This window comes from Halomonas sp. BMC6 (assembly GCF_964204995.1).
Lineage (GTDB): Bacteria > Pseudomonadota > Gammaproteobacteria > Pseudomonadales > Halomonadaceae > Vreelandella.
Window position 1 is genome coordinate 3542156 of record NZ_CAXNSH010000001.1, and the last position, 20213, is coordinate 3562368.

General features: G+C 58.1%; 24 protein-coding genes. 3 read left to right on the plus strand and 21 right to left on the minus strand.

Going from position 1 to position 20213, the window contains the following annotated elements; translation table 11 throughout:
• Positions 1-30 precede the first annotated feature (30 nt).
• The 5 genes from AB6K10_RS17065 to phaR all read right to left on the minus strand — a co-directional run bounded on the left by AB6K10_RS17065 (position 31) and on the right by phaR (position 3604).
• Positions 31-372 carry a histidine triad nucleotide-binding protein gene (locus AB6K10_RS17065; RefSeq protein ID WP_159342744.1) on the minus strand — a complete coding sequence of 114 codons (342 nt, stop codon included), beginning with the start codon at positions 370-372 and terminating at the stop codon, positions 31-33.
• Between the two features lie 51 nt (positions 373-423).
• The gene (locus tag AB6K10_RS17070) at positions 424-1296 is read right to left on the minus strand and encodes a phosphoribulokinase (protein WP_339119425.1); all 873 of its coding nucleotides are present in this window, start codon (positions 1294-1296) and stop codon (positions 424-426) included.
• Positions 1296-1736 carry a thioesterase family protein gene (locus tag AB6K10_RS17075; RefSeq protein ID WP_339119426.1) on the minus strand — a complete coding sequence of 147 codons (441 nt, stop codon included), beginning with the start codon at positions 1734-1736 and terminating at the stop codon, positions 1296-1298. The genes AB6K10_RS17070 and AB6K10_RS17075 overlap by 1 nt, the downstream gene beginning before the upstream one ends.
• Positions 1737-1783: 47 nt before the next feature.
• On the minus strand, positions 1784-3070 hold the full coding sequence (purD, locus tag AB6K10_RS17080; protein ID WP_253018109.1) for a phosphoribosylamine--glycine ligase: 1287 nt from the start codon (positions 3068-3070) through the stop codon (positions 1784-1786).
• Positions 3071-3139: 69 nt separating this feature from the next.
• Complete coding sequence (gene phaR, locus AB6K10_RS17085) at positions 3140-3604, minus strand: polyhydroxyalkanoate synthesis repressor PhaR (protein WP_159342748.1); 465 nt, start codon at positions 3602-3604, stop codon at positions 3140-3142.
• A 135-nt stretch (positions 3605-3739) separates the two neighbouring features.
• Between phaR and AB6K10_RS17090 the strand changes: the two genes are divergently transcribed.
• Positions 3740-4450, plus strand: coding sequence for a 16S rRNA (uracil(1498)-N(3))-methyltransferase (locus AB6K10_RS17090; protein WP_339119427.1), 711 nt, complete (start codon positions 3740-3742; stop codon positions 4448-4450).
• 19 nt (positions 4451-4469) lie between these two features.
• Here the strand turns inward: AB6K10_RS17090 and AB6K10_RS17095 are convergent, their stop codons facing one another.
• From AB6K10_RS17095 to hemH, 13 genes are all read right to left on the minus strand, one after another.
• Positions 4470-4967 (minus strand): ATP-dependent zinc protease, encoded by a 498-nt coding sequence (locus AB6K10_RS17095; RefSeq protein ID WP_167520899.1) that lies wholly within the window; start codon positions 4965-4967, stop codon positions 4470-4472.
• A gap of 125 nt (positions 4968-5092) precedes the next feature.
• The gene (locus AB6K10_RS17100; RefSeq protein WP_285263141.1) at positions 5093-6376 is read right to left on the minus strand and encodes a lytic murein transglycosylase; all 1284 of its coding nucleotides are present in this window, start codon (positions 6374-6376) and stop codon (positions 5093-5095) included.
• Between the two features lie 59 nt (positions 6377-6435).
• Positions 6436-6882: a DUF3429 domain-containing protein gene (locus tag AB6K10_RS17105; RefSeq protein WP_159342752.1), complete on the minus strand. Its 447-nt coding sequence runs from the start codon at positions 6880-6882 to the stop codon at positions 6436-6438.
• A 2-nt stretch (positions 6883-6884) separates the two neighbouring features.
• Positions 6885-8306 (minus strand): DASH family cryptochrome, encoded by a 1422-nt coding sequence (locus AB6K10_RS17110; RefSeq protein ID WP_253018102.1) that lies wholly within the window; start codon positions 8304-8306, stop codon positions 6885-6887.
• Positions 8290-8466 (minus strand): DUF2256 domain-containing protein, encoded by a 177-nt coding sequence (locus AB6K10_RS17115; protein WP_083025732.1) that lies wholly within the window; start codon positions 8464-8466, stop codon positions 8290-8292. Before AB6K10_RS17115 ends, AB6K10_RS17110 begins: the two co-directional genes overlap by 17 nt.
• Before the next feature lie 194 nt (positions 8467-8660).
• Positions 8661-9065: a monovalent cation/H(+) antiporter subunit G gene (gene mnhG, locus AB6K10_RS17120; RefSeq protein WP_044628503.1), complete on the minus strand. Its 405-nt coding sequence runs from the start codon at positions 9063-9065 to the stop codon at positions 8661-8663.
• Positions 9058-9327 (minus strand): monovalent cation/H+ antiporter complex subunit F, encoded by a 270-nt coding sequence (locus AB6K10_RS17125; protein ID WP_044628502.1) that lies wholly within the window; start codon positions 9325-9327, stop codon positions 9058-9060. The genes mnhG and AB6K10_RS17125 overlap by 8 nt, the downstream gene beginning before the upstream one ends.
• On the minus strand, positions 9327-9800 hold the full coding sequence (locus tag AB6K10_RS17130) for a Na+/H+ antiporter subunit E (protein WP_159342754.1): 474 nt from the start codon (positions 9798-9800) through the stop codon (positions 9327-9329). The genes AB6K10_RS17125 and AB6K10_RS17130 overlap by 1 nt, the downstream gene beginning before the upstream one ends.
• Positions 9797-11398: a Na+/H+ antiporter subunit D gene (locus AB6K10_RS17135; RefSeq protein ID WP_339119428.1), complete on the minus strand. Its 1602-nt coding sequence runs from the start codon at positions 11396-11398 to the stop codon at positions 9797-9799. The genes AB6K10_RS17130 and AB6K10_RS17135 overlap by 4 nt, the downstream gene beginning before the upstream one ends.
• Positions 11395-11742 (minus strand): Na+/H+ antiporter subunit C, encoded by a 348-nt coding sequence (locus AB6K10_RS17140; RefSeq protein WP_159342756.1) that lies wholly within the window; start codon positions 11740-11742, stop codon positions 11395-11397. Before AB6K10_RS17140 ends, AB6K10_RS17135 begins: the two co-directional genes overlap by 4 nt.
• Before the next feature lie 33 nt (positions 11743-11775).
• Complete coding sequence (locus tag AB6K10_RS17145) at positions 11776-12207, minus strand: Na+/H+ antiporter subunit B (RefSeq protein ID WP_159342757.1); 432 nt, start codon at positions 12205-12207, stop codon at positions 11776-11778.
• A complete protein-coding gene (locus AB6K10_RS17150; RefSeq protein WP_339119429.1) occupies positions 12200-14548 on the minus strand; it encodes a putative monovalent cation/H+ antiporter subunit A in 2349 nt (782 codons plus the stop codon). The genes AB6K10_RS17145 and AB6K10_RS17150 overlap by 8 nt, the downstream gene beginning before the upstream one ends.
• A 200-nt stretch (positions 14549-14748) precedes the next feature.
• Positions 14749-15828 carry a ferrochelatase gene (hemH, locus tag AB6K10_RS17155; RefSeq protein ID WP_253018100.1) on the minus strand — a complete coding sequence of 360 codons (1080 nt, stop codon included), beginning with the start codon at positions 15826-15828 and terminating at the stop codon, positions 14749-14751.
• Positions 15829-15937: 109 nt separating this feature from the next.
• On the opposite strand from hemH, the gene AB6K10_RS17160 reads away from it, so the two are divergent.
• Positions 15938-17551, plus strand: coding sequence for a cryptochrome/photolyase family protein (locus AB6K10_RS17160; RefSeq protein ID WP_339119430.1), 1614 nt, complete (start codon positions 15938-15940; stop codon positions 17549-17551).
• Positions 17548-17952: a thiol-disulfide oxidoreductase DCC family protein gene (locus AB6K10_RS17165; RefSeq protein ID WP_159342761.1), complete on the plus strand. Its 405-nt coding sequence runs from the start codon at positions 17548-17550 to the stop codon at positions 17950-17952. Before AB6K10_RS17160 ends, AB6K10_RS17165 begins: the two co-directional genes overlap by 4 nt.
• 13 nt (positions 17953-17965) lie before the next feature.
• On the opposite strand, the gene AB6K10_RS17170 is transcribed toward AB6K10_RS17165, so the two are convergent.
• The 3 genes from AB6K10_RS17170 to dnaB all read right to left on the minus strand — a co-directional run bounded on the left by AB6K10_RS17170 (position 17966) and on the right by dnaB (position 20172).
• A complete protein-coding gene (locus tag AB6K10_RS17170) occupies positions 17966-18268 on the minus strand; it encodes a DUF6482 family protein (RefSeq protein WP_339119431.1) in 303 nt (100 codons plus the stop codon).
• Positions 18269-18407: 139 nt separating this feature from the next.
• On the minus strand, positions 18408-18701 hold the full coding sequence (locus AB6K10_RS17175) for a hypothetical protein (RefSeq protein WP_044628494.1): 294 nt from the start codon (positions 18699-18701) through the stop codon (positions 18408-18410).
• An 82-nt stretch (positions 18702-18783) separates the two neighbouring features.
• The gene (gene dnaB / locus AB6K10_RS17180) at positions 18784-20172 is read right to left on the minus strand and encodes a replicative DNA helicase (RefSeq protein ID WP_139526810.1); all 1389 of its coding nucleotides are present in this window, start codon (positions 20170-20172) and stop codon (positions 18784-18786) included.
• Positions 20173-20213: the final 41 nt, after the last annotated feature.

Here is a 20213-nt window from a genome sequence, read left to right on the forward strand (position 1 = left end):
ATGGCGATGGGAACGCGTCTGCCGAATGATTCATCCAGCGGGCCACGTAAACTCACGCCCGCCCAGTAGATGCATATGAATATGGTAGACGGTCTGCCCTCCCATCTCGTTGCAGTTCATGACGACCCGGTAACCCTCTTCGGCAAAGCCTTGCTGCTTGGCGAGCTGCGCCGCGGTGTGCTGTAAGCGACCCACGAGCGCCAAATCGTCGGCTTCGATATCGTTCAGCGTAGGGATATGCTTCTTGGGAATGATGAGCTGATGTGTCGGCGCTTGAGGGCTGATGTCATTGAACGCCAGAACGTGCTCATCCTCGAACACGATGTCCGCCGGAATATCGCGGTTAATGATCTTACAGAACAGGCACTCCATCGCAGCCTCCTTATGTTTGGCGCGTTTATGGTCGGTTCGGGCAGCGCCGCGTTAGCGAAAACGGCGCTGGGAGAGCAGATGGCGAACCAGGGGAGCGAGAATCAGCTCCATCGCCAAGGACATACGAGCACCGGGCACCACCAGATTATGCGGGCGAGTCATAAAGGCGTCTTTGATCATCGCCAGCAGCCAAGGAAAATCCACCGTCGAAGGGTCCCGGAAACGAATCACCACGAACGACTCAGCATCGGTGGGAATATCCTGTACCTCGAAAGGGTTGGACGTATCGACCGTGGGCACTCGCTGGAAATTGATGTGGGTGCGAGAAAACTGCGGCTGGATATAGCGCACGTAGTCATCCATACGCCCCAAAATCGTGTCGATCACCGCTTCCTGGGAGTAGCCGCGCAACTTGGTGTCGCGGTCGATCTTTTGAATCCACTCCAGGTTCATGGTGGGCGCCACGCCTACCAGCAGATCGACGTGACGGGCAATATCGTACTCTTGCGTCACCAAGCCGCCATGTAGCCCCTCATAGAACAGCAGGTCGGTACCGCAGGGCAGCGACTGCCACTCGGTGAAGGTGCCCACCCGGTAGCCCGCTTCGATCTTCTGCTTATCTTCTGCATGAATGTAGTGACGAAACGTGCCGGTCCCGTGCTCCCCATACTCGATGAACAGCCCTTCCAGGCGGTCGAGCAGGTTGGCTTCGACGGCAAAGTGGGAGAGTTCGTCCTTGCGCTCCGGCTCTTCGCGAAAAATACGCTTGAGATCATCACGGGTATAGCGGTGGAAGGCATCGCCATCCACCATGGCGGCATGAACGTCTTCACGCAGGAACATACGCTCGAAGCTGCGGCGCACGGTGGTGGTGCCCGCCCCGGAGGAGCCTGTCACCGCGATAATGGGATACTCTCGTGACATTATCCCCCCCTGGCATCCGCAAGCGTTTGCTTGAGCGCATCTGGAATCGCCACCGGACGGCCTGCCGCCAGGTCCAGCAGCAGTTTGGTCACACGTGCAGTCGCCACCACGTCGCCCGTCTCTGCCTTGGTAACCCGCTGGTAGACCGTCAAGGCTTTACCCTCTGGTTCGGGCACCGCCGTTTCGATCACCAGCGCATCGGGAAAGCGCGCCTCCTGCTGATACTGCACGGCGAGGTCTACGACTACGCTGGGATAACCGTGCATATCCCACTCTGGTAGATCCAGAGACGCAAAGGCCTGCACTCGCGCTTCATGGAGCAACGACACCAGGGCATCGTGCCCCAAGTGGCGGCCATAGTTCATATCCGTCACCCGCACCGTCAGCGGATGACGGTGAATGACCGCTGCCAAAGGGAAGTCCAGCGAGACACGCTCCATTGCTCTACTCCTTGTCGGGTGACGATATGACCTCGAAAAGCCGCTATTTACTGCTCCCGCGCGATGGCACGGAACGCGATATCACGACGAAATTCGACGCCGTCCCAGTGAATCGCGTTAACGCCTTGGTACGCCTGCTGCTGAGCCGCCGACACGCTATCGCCCAGCGCTGTTACACACAGCACACGCCCACCGGCCGTGGTGATCTCACCGTCTGCATTTTGCGCCGTCCCCGCGTGGAAGACCTTGCACTGCGCCCGTTCGGCATCGGCCAAGCCGTGAATCACGTCGCCTTTACGGTAATTGCCAGGATACCCACCAGCGGCCAGCACCACGCCCACGGCTGCGCGGGGGTCCCACTCGCACTGTTTGCCGGCCAGCTCGCCTTTGGCGCCTGCCAGGCAGAGCGCCGCCAGATCCGAAGTCAGACGCATCATGATCGGCTGGGTTTCTGGATCACCGAACCGGCAGTTGTACTCGATCACTTTAGGGTTGCCCTGTGGATCGATCATCAGGCCTGCATACAAGAAACCGGTATACGCATTTCCCTCTGCCGCCATACCACGCACGGTGGGCAGAATGACCTGCTCCATGATTCGCGCATCGACCTCTGGCGTGACGACGGGCGCCGGTGAGTAGGCTCCCATGCCCCCGGTATTGGGGCCGGTATCGCCGTCGTAGGCACGCTTGTGATCCTGGCTGGTGGCCATGGGCACGACGTTGTCGCCATCCACCATGACGATGAAGCTCGCCTCTTCACCTTCGAGAAACTCTTCGATGACGACACGGGCGCCCGCATCACCAAAGGCGTTGGCTTCGAGCATATCGCGGATCGCCGCCTCGGCTTCGGCCTCGCTCATGGCTACGATGACGCCTTTACCCGCCGCCAAGCCGTCGGCTTTGATGACGATCGGCGCGCCCATGTCGGCTAGATACGCCAACGCAGGCTCTACAGCCGTGAAGGTTTGATAGGCCGCTGTGGGAATAGCATGGCGGGCCAGAAAGTCTTTGGTGAACGACTTGGAGCCTTCGAGCTGAGCCGCGCGCTGGCTGGGGCCGAAAATCGTCAAACCGGCGGCTTGGAAGCGGTCTACGACGCCTTCGACGAGCGGCGCTTCAGGGCCAACGACGGTCAACGCTACCTGCTCTTGCTGCGCAAACGCCACCAGAGCTTCCAGGTCGGTTGCGCCGATCGCAACATTGGTCAGCTTGGGCTCCGTCGCGGTGCCTGCATTGCCAGGCGCGACGAACACCTGCTCGACATCACGGGATTGGGCAAGTTTCCAAGCCAGAGCATGTTCGCGGCCACCGCCACCGATCATCAAAACTTTCATGGGTATCCTTCTCAAACGGGAGAGCGTCGATGGGCGGCATTATGCCACAACGGACCGTAAAACGTGGCTTTAGGAACGCTTATCCGACGTATCGTCATCGTCCGATGGATTGGGCTGATGGAGCGCGTTTTGCCAAAAGCGCATATTCTCTTCGGCCAACTCACGCATGAATTCCATGGGAGAGTGGCGCATGGCTTGCTGCCACTGAGTCTGCATGCGCTTTTGCTGCTCCAGCATCAGCTGCGTGCCCTGCTCCAAATAGCGCGCCAACGGCAGCGGTGACGACATGTCATACACACGAATCAACTGCGCCAATAGATCGTTCGAAAACACTTCGGCTTCACTATCCGCCTGCTCTTGTTCGATAATGATCGACAGTAGAATGGTGCGCGTCAGGTCCTCGCCGCTTTTCGCATCTTCGACGCGAAACGGCTCTTCTTCAATGATGAGACGCCGCAGATCCTCGAGCGTGACGTAACGGCTCTGCTGGGTGTCGTACAACCTGCGGTTGGCATATTTACGAATTACGCGCACAGCGCATCTCCTTAAACGCGATAAAGGCTTTTGTCGCCGTTGCTGCTATTGTGCCTGCAACACGCGCCCATGCAAGCCAGCTTAGCGGATTAGTGGTGGTAAGCACGCCTTTCCTTTGACCAATAGACGACGACTATGAATTTGATACTGCTAGACCCGAGCGAGGTCGACGCTCACCACGCTCGGATTACCGATGCGCGCCGCTTGACCCATCTACATGACGTGCATCGCGCTCAGGAGGGAGACCGACTCACAGTAGGCATTCAGGGCGGTGCCATGGGAAAGGCCACGCTGTTAGCGCTCAGCCCTGACCAGGCGCTGTTCGCACTGGAGGAGCTCAAGGAGACGCCACCTCCCGCCCTGCCCGTTCATCTCGTGCTGGCCCTACCACGCCCGCGCATGTTGGCGCGAACGCTGGAGCACGTCACGGCGCTGGGCGTGAAAGAGGTCACGTTATTGCATACGAAACGGGTGGAGAAGAGCTACTGGCAATCGCCAGAGCTGCGGCCCGACAAGATTCACCAGCACCTCGTGCTGGGCCTTGAACAAGCGCGGGATACGCAGCTGCCCAACGTGACGCTGTGCAAAGGGTTCAAAGCGTTTCTAGAGGAGCAGCTTCCTGAGCTGTTGGCAGAGCGCCGCGGGCTGGTCGCCCACCCCGGCATGGAGAATGCCTGCCCACGCGGTATCGATACGCCAACGCTGCTGCTGGTCGGCCCAGAAGGCGGGTTCATTCCATGGGAAGTCGAACAGCTAATTCAAGCAGGGTGCGAAGGCATGCACTTGGGTCCACGCATTTTGCGCGTCGAAACAGCCGTGACGGCGCTGCTGTCACGGCTGTTTTGAGTCATGCCTAATTAGACGATCAAGACTGCTCGTCTTCTGGGTCGTGGGGAACGTAGGGGGCGTTTTCTCCACACCCGGGCTCTTGCAGGAAGGTATTACGCACGTCTAACAAGCCTAAATGACTGATGGTGCGGCGTCCTAGCAGCAGCGGGTAGTTCATCTCTTCACGGTTGCGTAGGCTGAACTGCTCTTCATACACGGTATCGCCCATGCAAACATCCATGAGCACGACCGGACGCTCGTCGCGGCCACCAGCGCCTCGAACGGTTTGTTCACGGTAGAGCGGACGCTCGATCTGGTCGCTGAACGTTTCACCACTGTCTTGATCTTCCAGCTTCAGGCGAAAGCGAACCCACTCTTCCCCCTCTTTTTCGAACATTTCAATGTCGCGGGCATCCAGTGAAGAGGTCAACGCACCGCTATCCAGCTTGGCTTTGACGGCAATTCCCCACGGCTCGATGTAGGCGTTTTCAACCCAACCAAACACCTTGTCTTCCGCTTGCGCGCTCGTTCCCATCAGTAAAGCACTGGCCAGCACGCTGGCTCCCCATACTCCTAGACCTGCTTTTCCCATAACGACTCATCCTTGGTGAGGCATTGACGATTCGAATCATGCGTAACAACCGTAGCCGCGCATATTACCTAGCGCAGCCGCTCCAGCAGCGACTGAGTCGCAAAGCCGTCCGGTACGAGCCCTTGGTCACGCTGAAACGCCCTCAGGCCCGCTTGGGTATTCGGCCCCATGATGCCATCTGCCGTACCCACGCCGTAACCGGCCTCGTTCAACCGCTGCTGGAGCGTTCGGACATCGTCTCGCGTCAAAGGTGCCTCATCTCTTGGCCATGACTGTGCGATACCGTCACGGCCAGCGATGGCATCGGCCAGCGTCGCCACCGCCAGAGCATAGCTCGTGGCGTTGTTGTAGCGCAGAATCGCACGGAAGTTGGGACCGACGATAAACGCAGGACCGCTCGCTCCGGCGGGAACGATGACCGCAGCGCTATCGAAAGTCGGCAGCTCGCCACGAACGGCACGCACGCCCTGGGCAGCCCAGTCGGCGCTGCTCTTGCGGTCGGTTTGCGCGTAATCAAAGTCGTCGGGTAGCCTGACCTCGGCGCCCCAGGGTTGGCCTGCCTGCCAGCCAGCGCGCGCCAGATAGTTCGCCGTCGACGCCATGACATCGGGAATACTGCCCCAGATATCGCGTCGCCCGTCATCATCGCCATCCACGGCGTAGGCTTCGAAACTGCTGGGAATGAACTGGGTATGCCCCATCGCCCCGGCCCAGGAGCCTTTCATCTGCTCGGCCGCAATATCCCCTTGATCGATGATACGCAGCGCTGCCAGCAGCTCACCCCGGGCGAACTCCCGGCGGCGGCCGTCGTAAGCCAGTGTTGCGAGGGATTCGAGCGTCGAAAAATCACCAAAATTGCTGCCGTAGTTACTCTCGACGCCCCAAATCGCTACGATGATCTCAGCGGGCACGCCATAGCGCTGCTGCATCGCCTGAGCAGTGTCGCGATGTTGTGCGAGCTTTTCCTGACCGTTGGCGACACGCGTGCTCGATACGGCGCTGTCCAAATATTGCCAAATCGCGCGGACGAACTCAGGCTGGTAACGATCTAACTCAATGACCCGTTCGCGGTAGCGCAGCCCATCGAACGCCGATGCGAGGGTCGCCTCGCTAATGCCTTGGTTCGCCGCATAGCGGCGGAACTCGCGGAGCCACTCATTGAAGTTACCGTAGCGCACCTCTTCGGCCGCGCGGGCATCGACTTCCGTCATGAGCTGGGGGTTAGCCATCACAGCAGGGGCGTAAAAAGTAGTTGCCGCCGCAGCAGCTAACAGCGGCCATAGCAAATGGCGGCGGGCACGTAATGAACCATTACATGTCAATGACTTGGGGCTTGACGTCATAGTACTCATCTCTTGGCAATCCTTAGCGTGAGGCTGATGATGGCTCAGAAACAAGCGAGTTACCAGCCTCAGAGAGACAAGCGCCACAACACGATAAGATGGAATATGGCGACGACCGCCGTTAGCACACAGCGCAAGCTGAGATACCACTTGGGAAAGCCTTCGCGCCCTTCCCGGCTAATATCGTAGCCCCCCATTAACAGAAACCCTGCCAACAGTACCCAAAGCCCGGTCACCGTGTTGAACAGCAAAGCAGGCCACGCGATCAGGCTGGGCACCATGGCCAGTACTAGCCGCCGTACGTTGTTGTCACGGGGCACTTGAAGCGCACTGCCCCAATGAATGCCCCCTAAAAACGACAAAATCACGGCACTGTAGTAAGTAAAGCCATAGATGGCACTGACCTGCCAGACAGGCGGTGCCCACCAAGCGGCGAGGCCGCCACCGATGAACGGCAGCAGCCCCGCCAAGCCCAATCCCCAGGCGACGCGCCGATCACTCTCCATTAACGCCATCGTTACTCATCCGTCTCTTCGAATTCGGTTGCGGCAATCAACCAGCGCTGCCACTCATCCGGTAGCACGCAGGGCGGTTGAAATTGAGAAGGTGCCACTCGCCAGGGCTGTTGGCGCTCCAGACCGAAGGGTAACGATTCCAGCGCGGGTAACCAATAGGCCACGTACAGCCCTTTCGGATCGTAATGCCCTGCTTGCTTCAACACATTGAAGTAGCGATCCTGACGCGGATCACGCCCAACCCCGGCAATGTAGCGCCAATTGCCCCAGTTGCTGGCCACGTCGTAGTCGATCAGGCAGTGCTCGAACCACCAAGCGCCTAGCCGCCAATCTACCTGCAAATCTTTTACCAAGAAGCTGGCGACGTTCTGACGGGCACGGTTGGAAATCCAGCCGGTTCGCTTCAATTCGAGCATGGCCGCATCAATGAACGGCACGCCGGTCTCCGCGTTGCGCCAAGTGTCGAAGGCTTCGCTCGCTGGCGGCAGCGACTCCCGACCAAACAGGGAGGCCCCTTCCAACTGTGCGGCGCGGTGAAAGTAGTCGCGCCATAGAAGCTCGAAGACAATCCAGTAGCTCGATTCGCAGCTACCGTGTTCGGACTCCCACGCTTTGACTTCTCGATGCGCTTGACGAGCAGACAAGCAGCCACGGGCAAGCCACGGAGAAAAACGCGTCGAAAAGTTGGCACCCAACAGACCGTTACGCGTTTTCTTGTAAGACTCCGCCCCGTTCTGACGCCAGATATAGTGCTGTAATCGGTCGTTGGCCGCCGACTCGCCGCCCACGAACACGAACCCCTGACGCTGGTCGGGCTGCCAGGCTGCACTGGTTTCACACACGGATTTTAACGGCGGGAAACCGCGCGGCGCGCCTTCGGGCCAACACGGTAAGGTGATTGGCGCAGGCTTGGGAGCCGGTATTTCACACTGCTTTTCGACGCTACGCCGAAAGGCAGAGAAGCTGGCTGGCAGGTCTGCTAGATCGAACGGCAGCGCAGCGGCATCGATCAAGTAACCGCTATCCGCACGATAGAGCTGACAGCCTTTGGGCAGGTTGGCAGCCGCACGGGTGATGTTATCCGACTCTTCACAGCCGGAGTGTTCGGCTACCCGCACTTGCCGCGCATTGAGCGTGGTCGCCAACTCGACCACGACCTCGGCCGGGTCGCCAATACGCACTAACAGATCGCTGCCACGCTGCAACAGCTCGCCACGCAGTTCCATCAGGCTTTGCCATAAAAAGCGCAGCCGCGCTGGACCCAGCCTGGGCGTGGACTCCCCCGGCACGGCAGCCGTTAACCAACGCTGGTCGAGCACGTACAGACAAAGCAGCTGGTGTGGGGAATGTTCGAAATGTAATAAAGGATTGTCGGCAACGCGCAGATTGTCCTGCAGCCAGACAATATCAGTCGTGCTGTTCATGCTCTTGCCTCCTCGGCGTGCTGTGCTGCTTGGCCTCGCGACGGCAGCGTTCGCTGCAGAAGCGCACCTCGTCCCAGCAGCGCGCCCATTTTTTCCGCCAAGTAAATGGGCGCTGGCATTGAACGCAGTCTTTTTGCGGTAAGTCTTGTTTACGTCTCATCTATTCATCTCGCTGCGTGCTGGCTGTGCCACGCTACGCCGTAATACATGGACATAATAACTTATACAGTACAATTATTGTATATAAATTGACACCTCGACTTTGCCGTAACACGCACCTGCGCTCTTTTACGATGGGCATAAAAAAAGCCACCCAACTCGGGTGGCTTCCATCGATAACGTTGACTCCTAACGTTAGTCGGGATCGGTATTACGTGGGTGACGCTTAGCGTTTTCTTGCGTCTCCATACCGCTTTTCAGCTCGTGGGTGAGCGGATCGTAGTTAGGGCGCAGCTCATCTTTGACCGTGCCGCTCCAAAGCCGAGAGCCCACGAAGTAGCCAGCTCTGCCAATCACGTGGGCGGCAATGGGCGCAGTGATCAAGATGAATACGATGATCGCGAACGAACGCGCGACGACCCCTACCTCGGCAAAATGCATGGCCGAGGCCAGCATGATGAGGATTACCCCGAGGGCCGCCGCCTTGGTGGTGGCGTGCATGCGGGTCAACAAATCGGGCAAGCGCAGTAACCCCACGGCAGCCAACAGCATGAAGCTCGAGCCGGTGAGCAGCATGGCGCCCTTAATGACATCAATCATCCCGCGGCCCTCCTCGTTCCAAAAAGCGTGCAAAGCCAATGGCAGCCAAAAAGCCCATCAGCGCGATGACGATGGCCGCATCCAAAAAGCTGGAGACGCCCGATTGAATGGCATACACGCCGACCAGGCCTACGACCGTCGTCGAGAACAGCTCCAGCGCCACGACGCGGTCTGGCAGGCTGGGGCCGCGGACCACGCGCACGAACGTGAGTACCAGCGCGAGCCCCATAATCACCTGACTGATTAAGATCACGGTTTCCATTAACGAAATAGCTCCAGTGCACGGTGTTCCATCTCTTTCAAGTTGCGTCGTAGCTCCTCTTCGTCATCTAGGAACATCGCGTGGATATACAGCACCTTACGATCATCCGACACGTCCAAACTGAGGGTCCCAGGCGTCAGGGAAATCAAATTGGCCACCATGGTAATCTCCATCTCGGTACGCGCCGAAAGCGGCAAAGCGATGACCCCTGGCTGCATGTGCCACGGCGGCGTCAAGATATCGAACGCCACGCGCAGGTTAGCCTGCACCAGCTCTTTGATGAAAAATCCAAGAAAGCCAATGAAGCGCGGCACGCGGGCCGGATAGCCCTTCAACCCGTCGACTTGAGGCTCGATCAGCAGCAACGCGATGTAGCCAAAAATCATCCCCACCAATAAGTTCAACCCGGAGAAATCGCCGCTGAGCAGGACCCAGGCCAAACCAAGCAAAAGGTTCCAAATGGCGCCCGTCATGGTGTCTCCTCCAGGTGGTTATCGACACGTTCGGCCTGTATGTCGACGGGCTCCAGTAGCGCCGCTTCTGCACTGGCGGAGGCGCCCAGAACCGCTTCGATATAGCCTGAAGGCGTCATCAACTGCTCCCCTATTTGGTTCATCACCAGCATGAGGGGCTCTGCAAAGACGCCAATCAGCAGCGACATCGTCGCGAGCACCACGACAGGCAGATACATCATCCACAGGCTAGGCTTCAATAATCGCCCATCGTCCCCTGTCGGAGTCGGCGTTTGCGGCACTTGGTTCTCCTCCGGCAGCGCTTTCCAGAACACTTCGTTCCAGATCTTCACCATGGAGTAGAGCGTCATCAGCCCCACGGCCAAGGCAATGCCGGTCGCTACGTATGCCTCGGCCTCCAGGCCTGCACGCACCAGCACGAACTTCGCAAAGAAGCCCGATAGCGGTGGGATGCCCGCCAGAGAGAAAGCGCTGATGAAAAACGCCACGGCCAGCCAGGGACGCTCACGATAGAGCCCGCCCATCTTCTTGAGCTGATAAGTGCCCTGCAGGCGATGTGTAATACCGCTGATCAAGAACAAGTTCGTCTTGACGATGATGTTGTGCATGATGGCGAACACGCCGCCGGCAATCGCCAGCGGTGTGTAGAGCGCCAGCCCCAACAACATATAGCCAATTTGGCTGACGATATGGAACGAGAGGATACGTCGAAACTCGTACTGGGCGGCGGCGCCCAATACGCCGGTCACCATGGTGATGACCGCCCCCCACAGCATGATGTCCTGAAGGTAGCCCATGGTCTGATCGAAAATCAGCGTGAACACCCGAAACAGCGAGTAAACCCCCACCTTGGTCAGCAGGCCCGCAAACAGCGCGGAGACCGCCACAGGCGGCGTATGGTAAGAGGCGGGCAACCAGAAAAACAGCGGAAAAGCGGCCGCCTTGATACCAAAGGCCACCATGAACATCACTGCCAACACCTCGACCATGCCGCTGTGTTCGGCGACATCCATGCGCAGGGCGATATCGGCCATGTTGAGTGTCCCCACCGTCCCGTAGAGCAACCCAACGGCACTGAGGAAAATCACTGACGCCAGCAGGTTGAGCGTCACGTACTTGATGGCCCCTTCCATCTGCGCGCGTTCGCCTCCCAGCGTCAGTAGCGCAAACGAGGCCACCAGCATGACTTCGAACCACACATAGAGGTTGAAGATATCGCCAGTCAGAAAAGCCCCCGCCACACCGGCCAGCAGCAGATGCATGAGGGGATAGTAGCCAAACCGTTCATGCCCTCGACCAGTGGTCGCCAGCGAGTAGACCCCCATGGTCAAGCCAATGATCCCGGTGAGCAGAATCATCACCGCACTGAGCATGTCGGCGACGAGGGTAATGCCGAACGGCGCTGGCCAGCTACCCATTTGCATGGTGATGTAGCCATCCTCCAACACCGCGACAAACAGCCAAAGGCTCACGAGGAATAACGCGACATTGCCCGCGACGGCGATAAAGCGCTGCATGGGCCGCGAGCGCCAGAACATCAGCGAAACGGCCCCCGAAAGCAGCGGCAGTAGAATGGGAAGTGCGACTTCAGGCCTCACGTGTCGGTATCCTTCATCTTGTCCAAATCATCTGCCTTAACGATTTCGTAGGCCCGGCGAATCAGCACCACCGCAAACGCCAGCACCCCAAAAGCAATCACGATGGCGGTCAACACCACCGCTTGTGGCAGCGGGTCAGCGACTTCGCCAAGCGGCTGCATCATCCCCTCGGGGATCAGCGGCGGCGCGCCTCGGGTCATCCCAGCGGTGGTAAAAATCAGCAAGTTGGCGGCGTTGGAAAGCAGCAATAAGCCAATCACCAGCTTGACGATGGAGCGGCGCAACATCATGAAAATAGCGGTCGCGTATAGCAGGCCAATCGCCAATGCCATCAACGGTTCCATGGGTATCCTCCTGCGGTCATCGGAAGGGGTAACTCAAGGCTCATCTTTATCCACCTCCATCAGCGCCATGACCATGCCGGTGACCGAGCCCAGTACCGCCAAGTACACCCCGATATCGAAAATCAGCGGCGTCGAGGCTTTGAAGTCGATCACCGGAATCGTCCACCACTGGGCGGTAAGAAAGGGTTGCCCCATGAACCACGCGGGTACCACCGAGATCATCCCCAACAGCAGGCCTGCGCCAATCAAATCCCGTGGGTCGACCATGCGCAGCACCTCCTTGGTGGCACTCACCCCAAAGGCGAACAGGTACAGGGTGAAGGCCCCCGCAGCCACTAGCCCGGCAATAAAGCCGCCCCCCGGCTCATCGTGGCCTCGCAGTAACAGAAATACCGAGAACATGAGCTGCAGCGGCATAAGAAAGCGCGCCGCCGTATTCAAAATAATCGTGCCTGACTTAACCATCGTAGGGCTCCTTCACGCTGGTTTTCTCACCGTCCGCGGTGTTGCCTGCCTTTCCGCCGTGGCGAAGCTTCAGCATGGCGATCACGCCAATCGCGGCCAGCGCCAACACGAACATCTCACCCAGCGTATCGAGGGCACGGTAATCGACCAAGATGACGTTGACGATATTCCGGCCATGGGCAAGCGGTGCGCTGTTCTCCACCATATAGGTCGAAATGGTTTCGAACTGGTCGATGCTCCAAGCGGTCATGATCAGCAGGAAAATCAGCACGCCCATGGTTGCCGCCACGGCCCCATCGCGAATGCGCTCCAGATGGGTGGAGAGGTTGGAGAAACGCGGCAAACGGAAGAGCACCAGTACCAGCAGGATGACCGTCATGGTCTCCACGAGCAGCTGCGTGATCCCGAGGTCTGGCGCGCTGAAAAGAATGAAGATCAGCGCAATCGAGAAGCCCATAATCCCCACGGATACCACCGCCCCCAGGCGGGAGCGTGAAATCGTGGCAAACAGAGCCCCCATGGCCATGGTGCCCACCACGATCACTTCGTGAAAACGCACGTCTAGCGTAAGCGCCAGCTGAGGCGAATGGCGCAGTAGGATGGAGTTACCGATCAGCGCAATGAGCACCACCAGCATGACCAGAATGTAGTTACGCATGTAGCCATTTTGTAGCACGCGCGTTTGCCATTCCGAAAAATGCACGATGCCGTTCATCAGCCCTTCATAGCCCGCTTCAGGGCCGTAGCGCATCACGGGCGACAATCTGGCTAGCTGGCCGCGCACGCTGTCCCACCGTTTGAAGAGCAAGAAACCGAGCATCAGGCTAACCACCGACATGATCAGCGCCACATTGATGCCATACCACAACGATAGCGAGACCGGCAGTGACTGCCCCGCAACGGCCGTGGCGGCCGACGTCAATAACGCGTCAGCCCCTAACATAGCTGGCGCCAAACCCAGCGCGAGGGAGCCAAAGGCTAGCAGCGCGGGGCCAATCAGCATGCTCAGCGGCGCCTCATGTGGCGTTTGGGGCGTCTCATGGCGTGCGCCATAAAAAGGTCTCAGCGCGATGATGGTCGCCACCGCAATGGTCAGAACGGCGGCTAGGAAGGCAAACACCACCAACATCCATTGAACGCGCTCGGCGCCTAGCGCTGCTTCCAGCATCAGCTCTTTACCGATAAAGCCCAGCAGCGGCGGCACCCCCGCCAGAGAAAGCGCCGCCACCATGGCAATCACTGCCGTCACGGGCATGACGCTGCGTAGCCCTCCCATGGCAGTCACGTCTTTGGTGCCCGTTTCATGGTCCAGAATACCCGCGACCATGAACAACGCTCCTTTATACAAGGAGTGGGCCAGCAAAAAGGTGACGAACGCGGTCATGGCGTACTCCGAGCCAATCCCCAACAGCATGGTCAACGTTCCCAGCGCCATGATCGTCGAGTACGCCAACAGCTTCTTGATATTGGTGTGGTGAATCGCCAGAAAAGCGCCGGTCAGCATGGTCGTCGCCCCGACCACAGAGAGCAGCGTCATCCACATGGCCGTGCCGCCCAGTTCCGGCTGCAGCCGCGCCAGTAAATAAATGCCCGCTTTCACCATGGTGGCAGAGTGCAGGTAAGCCGATACGGGGGTCGGAGCGGCCATGGCGTTGGGCAACCAAAAGTGAAACGGGAACTGTGCCGACTTGGTAAAGGCCCCCAGCAACAGACAGATCAGCATGGGAGTGTAGAGAGCATGCTGACGTAGGTCTTCATCTGACTGCAGAATCTCATGGAACGACCAGTGACCGCTGGCTACCCCCAGTAGCACCAGCCCGGCCATTAGGGCCAGGCCTCCGGCAACCGTGACGAATAGACCTTGCCGCGCAGATTTACGCGCCTCGATATCCGTGTGATTGAAGCCAATCAGCAGATAAGACGTGATGCTGGTCAGCTCCCAAAAGATAAAGAGCGTGAGCAATCCATCGGCGAGTACGAGCCCCAGCATGGATGCCATGAAGGCAACCAGGGCCAAGTGGAAACGAGCGACATCGGGGTGGCCTTTCAAATAGCCACCGGCATAAACCAGTACGCAGGTGCCGATCACCGTGATCAGCAAACCAAACAGCAACGACAAGCCATCGAGCAGAAAACTCAGGCTGATACCCAGCGAAGGCACCCACGCCCACGCCAACAACTGCGGGCCTTCTTGGAGGACCAGAGGTGCCTGACTCAGCAGCCAACCGGCCAGGAGCGCCGGAAACAGCGCAAGCACGAGGCTTGCGCGCTCTCCAAACCAGCGGTTGAGCAGCGGCGACAACGCTGCCAACACGAAGCCCATTAATACGGCAAATTGCATCCGACGCTTTCTCCCTAGTGACGTTTTTTCATCCTAACCAGCGGCTTACACATTTGCATAAGCTGCTTGAGCGTTGAATAAGTGTGATTTTATATACACAAACCTTATACCAGCCCTGCTTCGTTTTCTAGAAAAGTCGGTTCCAATAAAAAACCGCCTAGCGCGATACGCTAGACGGTTTTGATAGCAACCGTGTGACGTTACGGTGTCGGCAGCCAGCCTGACAGCTCGTTATTGACCACCGCCAGCAAGGCGTCGATATGATCATCACGATCATTCAAGCAGGGAATGTAGCTGAAGGTTTCACCGCCAGCCTCCATGAAGCTGTCGTGGATCTCCTCTTTGATCTCTTCCAGGGTTTCCACACAGTCGGAAGAAAACGCTGGAGAGAGGATGGCAATATGCTTGTGCCCCTGTTTCGCCAGCTCGGCAACGTGATCCACCGTTTGCGGACCCACCCACTTCTCAGGGCCAAACTGGGACTGGAAAGCGGTATCGACCTCCTCTTTGCTCAGCCCCAGCGCTTCACGCAGTAGACGCGTGGTTTTCTGACACTGGCAGTGGTAAGGGTCCCCTTCCATCAGATAGCGCTCCGGCACGCCGTGATAGCTCGCCACGAGCTTGGTAGGACGGCTCTCGAAGCCGTCGTACGCCTCTTGTACCGAGTTAGCCAACGCCTGAATATACGCCGGATGCTCGAAATAGGCCGGTACGGTACGGATATAGGGCTGCCACTTCATTTTCATCAGCGTGCGAAACGCTTGGTCATTGGCAGTAGCGGTAGTGGGCGAGCCGTACTGCGGATAGAGCGGGAAGAAGACGATGCGCTCACAACCCTTCTCTTTCATGCGTTTGAGCACGCTGTCCGTGGAAGGATTGCCGTAGCGCATACAGAAATCGACCTCGACATCGTCGCCGTAAAGCGCTTTCAGGCGCTCGGTCATTTTTTCCGTTTGCGCCCGAGTGATGGTCAGCAACGGGCTTTCGTTCTTCTCGTTATTCCAGATGCTTTTGTACGCGTTGCCCGAGGAGAACGGACGCTTGGTTAGGATGATGAGCTGCAAAAGAGGCTGCCATTTCCATCCGGCATAATCTACGACTCGTTTATCGGACAAAAACTCGCTGAGATAGCGACGCATGGACCAGTAGTCGGTGGCATCGGGCGTTCCCAGGTTCGCTAGAACGACGCCCACCTTGGCGCGGGGAACGGCAGGGTGGCTGCTGGGCGCGTGGGCCAAGCGCCCCTCACCAGGTTGATCCTTCACGATGCTATCGGCCATCTCGCTAACTCCTCGGGTGTACGTAATGGGCAAAATCTTAACACTTTTCGGCAAAGTCGCGGCATAAAGTTATACTATCAGCATTATTTGTATAACTGCAGGCCAACTCATGTCCAAGCCGTTACTCCTGGTACTGGGTGATCAGCTCACGCTGACGCTGCCAACCCTTCGCGAAGCGCCTTCCAATGCGGTGGTGGCGATGTGCGAAGTGGCCGAAGAGGCACGCTACGTGCCGCATCATCTGCATAAGATCGGTCTTTTCATGGCCGCCATGCGCCACTTTGCCGACGCCTTGAGAGACAAAGGCTATACGGTGCACTACAGCCGCATCAATGATGGCGATAACACCCAGTCGTTGATAGAAGAAGCCGAGCGGCTCGCCAACCAGTACGGCTGTGATGAAATTCGCGTTACCCGCCCCGGCGAGTGGCGGCTGTGGAACGATATGCAGCAGCGCCAACACAACGCCCTCCCCTGGCAGCTATGGGAAGATGACCGCTTCTTCACCACACCGGACGACTTTTCACGCTGGGCGGAGGGCCGCAAACAGCTGCGCCTAGAGTACTTCTACCGCGAGCAACGCAAGCGCACCGGCCTGCTCATGGAAGGCGACACGCCGCTTGGCGGGCAGTGGAACTACGACCATGACAACCGCGAGCCCATCGACGCATCGCTGAGCTTTCCTGCGCTGCCTAACCACGGCAAGGATGACGTGACTCAAGCAGCGCTCCAGGATGCCGCTGACCACTTCCCTGATCACATGGGAACGTTGGAGACCTTCAACTTGCCGGTCACCCGGCGGCAGGCACTGGTCGACCTGAATCACTTCATCGAACACGGGCTGGCAGACTTTGGCCGCTATCAAGATGCCATCAGCGACCGAGAACCCTTTTTGTATCACTCACGCCTCTCTGCAGCGATGAATATCGGTCTGCTCTCACCGATGGAAGTGTGTGACGCCGCCGAGGCGCACTACCATGCTGGCAAAGCTCCTATCAATGCGGTAGAGGGTTTCATCCGCCAAATACTCGGCTGGCGCGAATACGTGCGCGGGCTCTACTGGACGCAAATGCCCGGGTACAAGCAGGCAAACCAGCTAGGCTTCACCCGCGAGCTGCCCGGGTTTTACTGGGACGCCAACACCGACATGCGCTGCCTCCAACGCGCCATTCAAATGACCATCGACAATAGCTACGCGCATCATATTCAGCGCCTCATGGTCACCGGCAACTTTGCCCTGCTGTGCGGCGTCAAGCCTGAAGCGCTGTGCGATTGGTACCTCGCCGTATATGCCGATGCTTGCGAATGGGTCGAACTGCCCAACACGCTGGGCATGGTGCTGCACGCCGATGGCGGCTTGATGGGCTCCAAGCCTTACTGTGCCTCGGGTAAATACATCGACAAAATGTCTGATCACTGCCAACACTGTCGCTACTCCCCTAAACAGATGACCGGCCCCAAAGCCTGCCCCTTCAACAGCCTTTACTGGCATTTTTTGGAAACCAATGCGGAACAGCTCAACCGTAACCCACGAATGAAGCTCATCTATGGATCGCTAGGACGCATGAAAGAGGAGAAGCGCGAGGCCATTCGCCAGCAGGCCGAGCAATTCCTTGCCAAACTACCCACCAGCGCCGGTTACGGCCAACCGGCGCACACGAAGGGCTATGCCTCTACAGCCCAACACTCCTCCTCTACGTCTGACTCGGAGAAACGCTCATGAGCCGCTTCGCCACGCTAGATGCCCAAGCCCCGGTCACGCTCTACCATGACGGGCATTGCCCCTTTTGCCGAGTGGAAGTCGCTTGGCTTGCCAAACATCGCCATCGGTCACGCGTTCGGCTCGTCGATATTCAGAGCAGCGAGTTCAAACCAGAGGAGGTAGGCCGCAGTTTCGACACCATGATGGGTCAACTGCATTTGCAAGATCGCGAGGGGAGATGGTTCATCGGTATGGACGCCAGCCGGGCCCTCTATGCGGTGTTGGGCTACCGGCGGCTGGTAAGGCTATCTTGCTTACCGGGCCTGCGCAGCATGATGGATGCAGGCTACCGTTTCTTTGCCCGTCGCCGTATTCGGCTGGGGCGGTGGTGGGAAAAACGTCAGGGTAACGCCGCTCAATGATTCAGCGGAGGAATTAAAACACCAGAGGCATACGCGAGGTGAGCGGCGCGCTGTAATGAGCGTCGCGACCAATCACTTCGTCTTGGGGCACGTGCTGCACCAAGTAAGCGCGATGAATGCCTGCGCGTTTTAGCTCTAAATAAACGTCGTCCAGTGAGCGAAACAGCATCGGCTTGCCGCGCTGCATCAGCGTGTGACGCTCGCCTTCGACATCTTCCAGCTCGACTTGATAAAAACGGCTACCCGAATGGGTAATGACACGAATTTCGAAATTGTCGTGATTCGCGACGAACTGTTTTAACGCTTTCAGTTCCATGGTTCCCTCCTGTTATTGGTCATCGTCATGGAGCACAGCATGACGTGGCTCCATGACAATTATATTACCTTGGCACTAACCGCCTAAGACGGCAATAACAGAAAAGAGTTCCTGCCTTTATCGTCAACTTATGGTCGACTTATTGATACTCGGACGGGTCAATCGCCTTGCCCAGCGAGTTACGATCGATCCAGTTACCGCCTTTGGTCTCTTTGTAACGAAAGACCACTTTGTCGCCCACCGCGACGGGAAGTTCAGCATCTTCGGTTTGGTAACTGTACTTCTCCCCTTCCACCACCAAAAAGTAGCGATAAAGGTCGGGCATGCCCAGCCACTCTTTGAAAGGGCCTTCGCGCTCTAGCGACTGGAGCTCACCACGGCCTTCCAGTTTCGGAAGACGTTTGCGGTTACCGCGCCTAAAACCACCTGCCATTTGTTACTCCTGTCTCTCTATCTGCTCGAGGCGAACTGCTCATGAGGGTGCGCATTATACGTTCTCCCCCATGACGCTCAAGTTAATCGCCAAACGCTTCGCCGTAGCTGTCGGGTGCCAAGTCCTCGAAGCGCGTGTACTTGCCTATGAAGGCCATGTGGACGGTGCCAATCGGCCCGTTACGCTGCTTACCAATGATGAGCTCCGCAATACCCTGGTTATCCGGGTTGTCCGGGTTATACACCTCATCTCGGTACACGAAGGCGATGACGTCCGCATCCTGCTCGATCGCGCCCGACTCCCTCAAATCCGACATCACGGGTCGCTTGTTGGGGCGCTGCTCTAGCGAGCGGTTCAGCTGCGAAAGCGCCACGACCGGGCAGTTGAACTCTTTTGCCAAGCCTTTCAAGGAGCGCGAAATCTCGGAGATCTCCCCCGTACGGTTTTCGGAAAAGCCGGGGATCTGCATCAGCTGCAGATAGTCGATCATGATCAGCGCCATGTTGCCGTGCTCACGTACGATACGACGCAGCCGCGAACGCATCTCGTTGGGTGAGAGCGCGGCGGTATCATCGATGAACAGCTGCTTGTCTTTTAGAAGATTGACGGCCGACGTAAGTCGCGGCCAATCCTCATCTTCCAGCTGGCCCGAGCGAACTCGCGTTTGGTCGATGCGCCCCAGTGAAGAGAGCATACGCAGCATCAGCGATTCTGCGGGCATCTCCATGGAAAACACCATGACCGGCTTGTCGCTGGAGATGACTGCATGCTCGACCAAGTTCATGGCGAAAGTCGTCTTACCCATCGACGGACGCCCGGCGATGATCACCAAGTCGGAGGGCTGCAGGCCCGAGGTCATCTCGTCCAGATCGCGGAAACCGGTGGAGAGGCCGGTCATCTCCCCTTTGAGGTTGAAGAGCTCATCGATGCGGTCGACCGCTTTGGTGAGCAGGTCGCTCATACCGATCGGACCACCGGTTTTGGGGCGCTCTTCGGCAATTTGAAACACCAGCCGCTCGGCTTCGTTCAACAGCTCATCGGCAGGTCGCCCCTGCGGCGAGAACGCCCCTTCGGCAATTTGGTTAGCTGCCCGAATCAGCTTACGCAGCGTGGCACGTTCGCGAACGATATCCGCGTAGGCGCGTATGTTGCTGGCCGAGGGCGTATTGCGGGCAAGCTCCGCCAGAAACCCAAGCCCGCCGACGGTATCCAACTGGTCCCGCGCTTCCAGCGCTTCAGAAAGCGTGACGACATCGAGCGGCTGTCCCGATTCCGCCAAGTGAATCATGACGTTGAACACCAAACGGTGCTCATAGCGATAAAAATCGTCTGCTACCAAACGCTCGGATACGTTATCCCAGGCTTGGTTATCTAGCATGAGCCCGCCTAACACCGACTGCTCCGCCTCTAGCGAGTGCGGCGGCAGCTTTAACGCCGCCGTTTCCTGATCAGCAGAGGGCTGGTCCTGCATAGCGAGCTCCTTAAAAGTAACGCATTGCCAACGGCGCTTAT

Coding starts and splice junctions, on each gene's coding strand:
- AB6K10_RS17160 (WP_339119430.1), top strand. CDS start 15,938: ATGTCCAAGCCGTTACTCCTGGTACTGGGTGATCAGCTCACGCTGACG.
- dnaB (WP_139526810.1), bottom strand. CDS start 20,172: ATGCAGGACCAGCCCTCTGCTGATCAGGAAACGGCGGCGTTAAAGCTG.
- AB6K10_RS17070 (WP_339119425.1), bottom strand. CDS start 1,296: ATGTCACGAGAGTATCCCATTATCGCGGTGACAGGCTCCTCCGGGGCG.
- AB6K10_RS17095 (WP_167520899.1), bottom strand. CDS start 4,967: ATGGGAACGAGCGCGCAAGCGGAAGACAAGGTGTTTGGTTGGGTTGAA.
- AB6K10_RS17075 (WP_339119426.1), bottom strand. CDS start 1,736: ATGGAGCGTGTCTCGCTGGACTTCCCTTTGGCAGCGGTCATTCACCGT.
- AB6K10_RS17170 (WP_339119431.1), bottom strand. CDS start 18,268: ATGGAACTGAAAGCGTTAAAACAGTTCGTCGCGAATCACGACAATTTC.
- AB6K10_RS17165 (WP_159342761.1), top strand. CDS start 17,548: ATGAGCCGCTTCGCCACGCTAGATGCCCAAGCCCCGGTCACGCTCTAC.
- purD (WP_253018109.1), bottom strand. CDS start 3,070: ATGAAAGTTTTGATGATCGGTGGCGGTGGCCGCGAACATGCTCTGGCT.
- AB6K10_RS17110 (WP_253018102.1), bottom strand. CDS start 8,306: ATGAACAGCACGACTGATATTGTCTGGCTGCAGGACAATCTGCGCGTT.
- AB6K10_RS17115 (WP_083025732.1), bottom strand. CDS start 8,466: ATGAGACGTAAACAAGACTTACCGCAAAAAGACTGCGTTCAATGCCAG.
- AB6K10_RS17105 (WP_159342752.1), bottom strand. CDS start 6,882: ATGGCGTTAATGGAGAGTGATCGGCGCGTCGCCTGGGGATTGGGCTTG.
- AB6K10_RS17175 (WP_044628494.1), bottom strand. CDS start 18,701: ATGGCAGGTGGTTTTAGGCGCGGTAACCGCAAACGTCTTCCGAAACTG.
- AB6K10_RS17140 (WP_159342756.1), bottom strand. CDS start 11,742: ATGGAACCGTTGATGGCATTGGCGATTGGCCTGCTATACGCGACCGCT.
- AB6K10_RS17145 (WP_159342757.1), bottom strand. CDS start 12,207: ATGGTTAAGTCAGGCACGATTATTTTGAATACGGCGGCGCGCTTTCTT.
- mnhG (WP_044628503.1), bottom strand. CDS start 9,065: ATGATTGATGTCATTAAGGGCGCCATGCTGCTCACCGGCTCGAGCTTC.
- hemH (WP_253018100.1), bottom strand. CDS start 15,828: ATGGCCGATAGCATCGTGAAGGATCAACCTGGTGAGGGGCGCTTGGCC.
- AB6K10_RS17125 (WP_044628502.1), bottom strand. CDS start 9,327: ATGGAAACCGTGATCTTAATCAGTCAGGTGATTATGGGGCTCGCGCTG.
- AB6K10_RS17065 (WP_159342744.1), bottom strand. CDS start 372: ATGGAGTGCCTGTTCTGTAAGATCATTAACCGCGATATTCCGGCGGAC.
- AB6K10_RS17100 (WP_285263141.1), bottom strand. CDS start 6,376: ATGAGTACTATGACGTCAAGCCCCAAGTCATTGACATGTAATGGTTCA.
- AB6K10_RS17130 (WP_159342754.1), bottom strand. CDS start 9,800: ATGACGGGCGCCATTTGGAACCTTTTGCTTGGTTTGGCCTGGGTCCTG.
- AB6K10_RS17090 (WP_339119427.1), top strand. CDS start 3,740: ATGAATTTGATACTGCTAGACCCGAGCGAGGTCGACGCTCACCACGCT.
- AB6K10_RS17150 (WP_339119429.1), bottom strand. CDS start 14,548: ATGCAATTTGCCGTATTAATGGGCTTCGTGTTGGCAGCGTTGTCGCCG.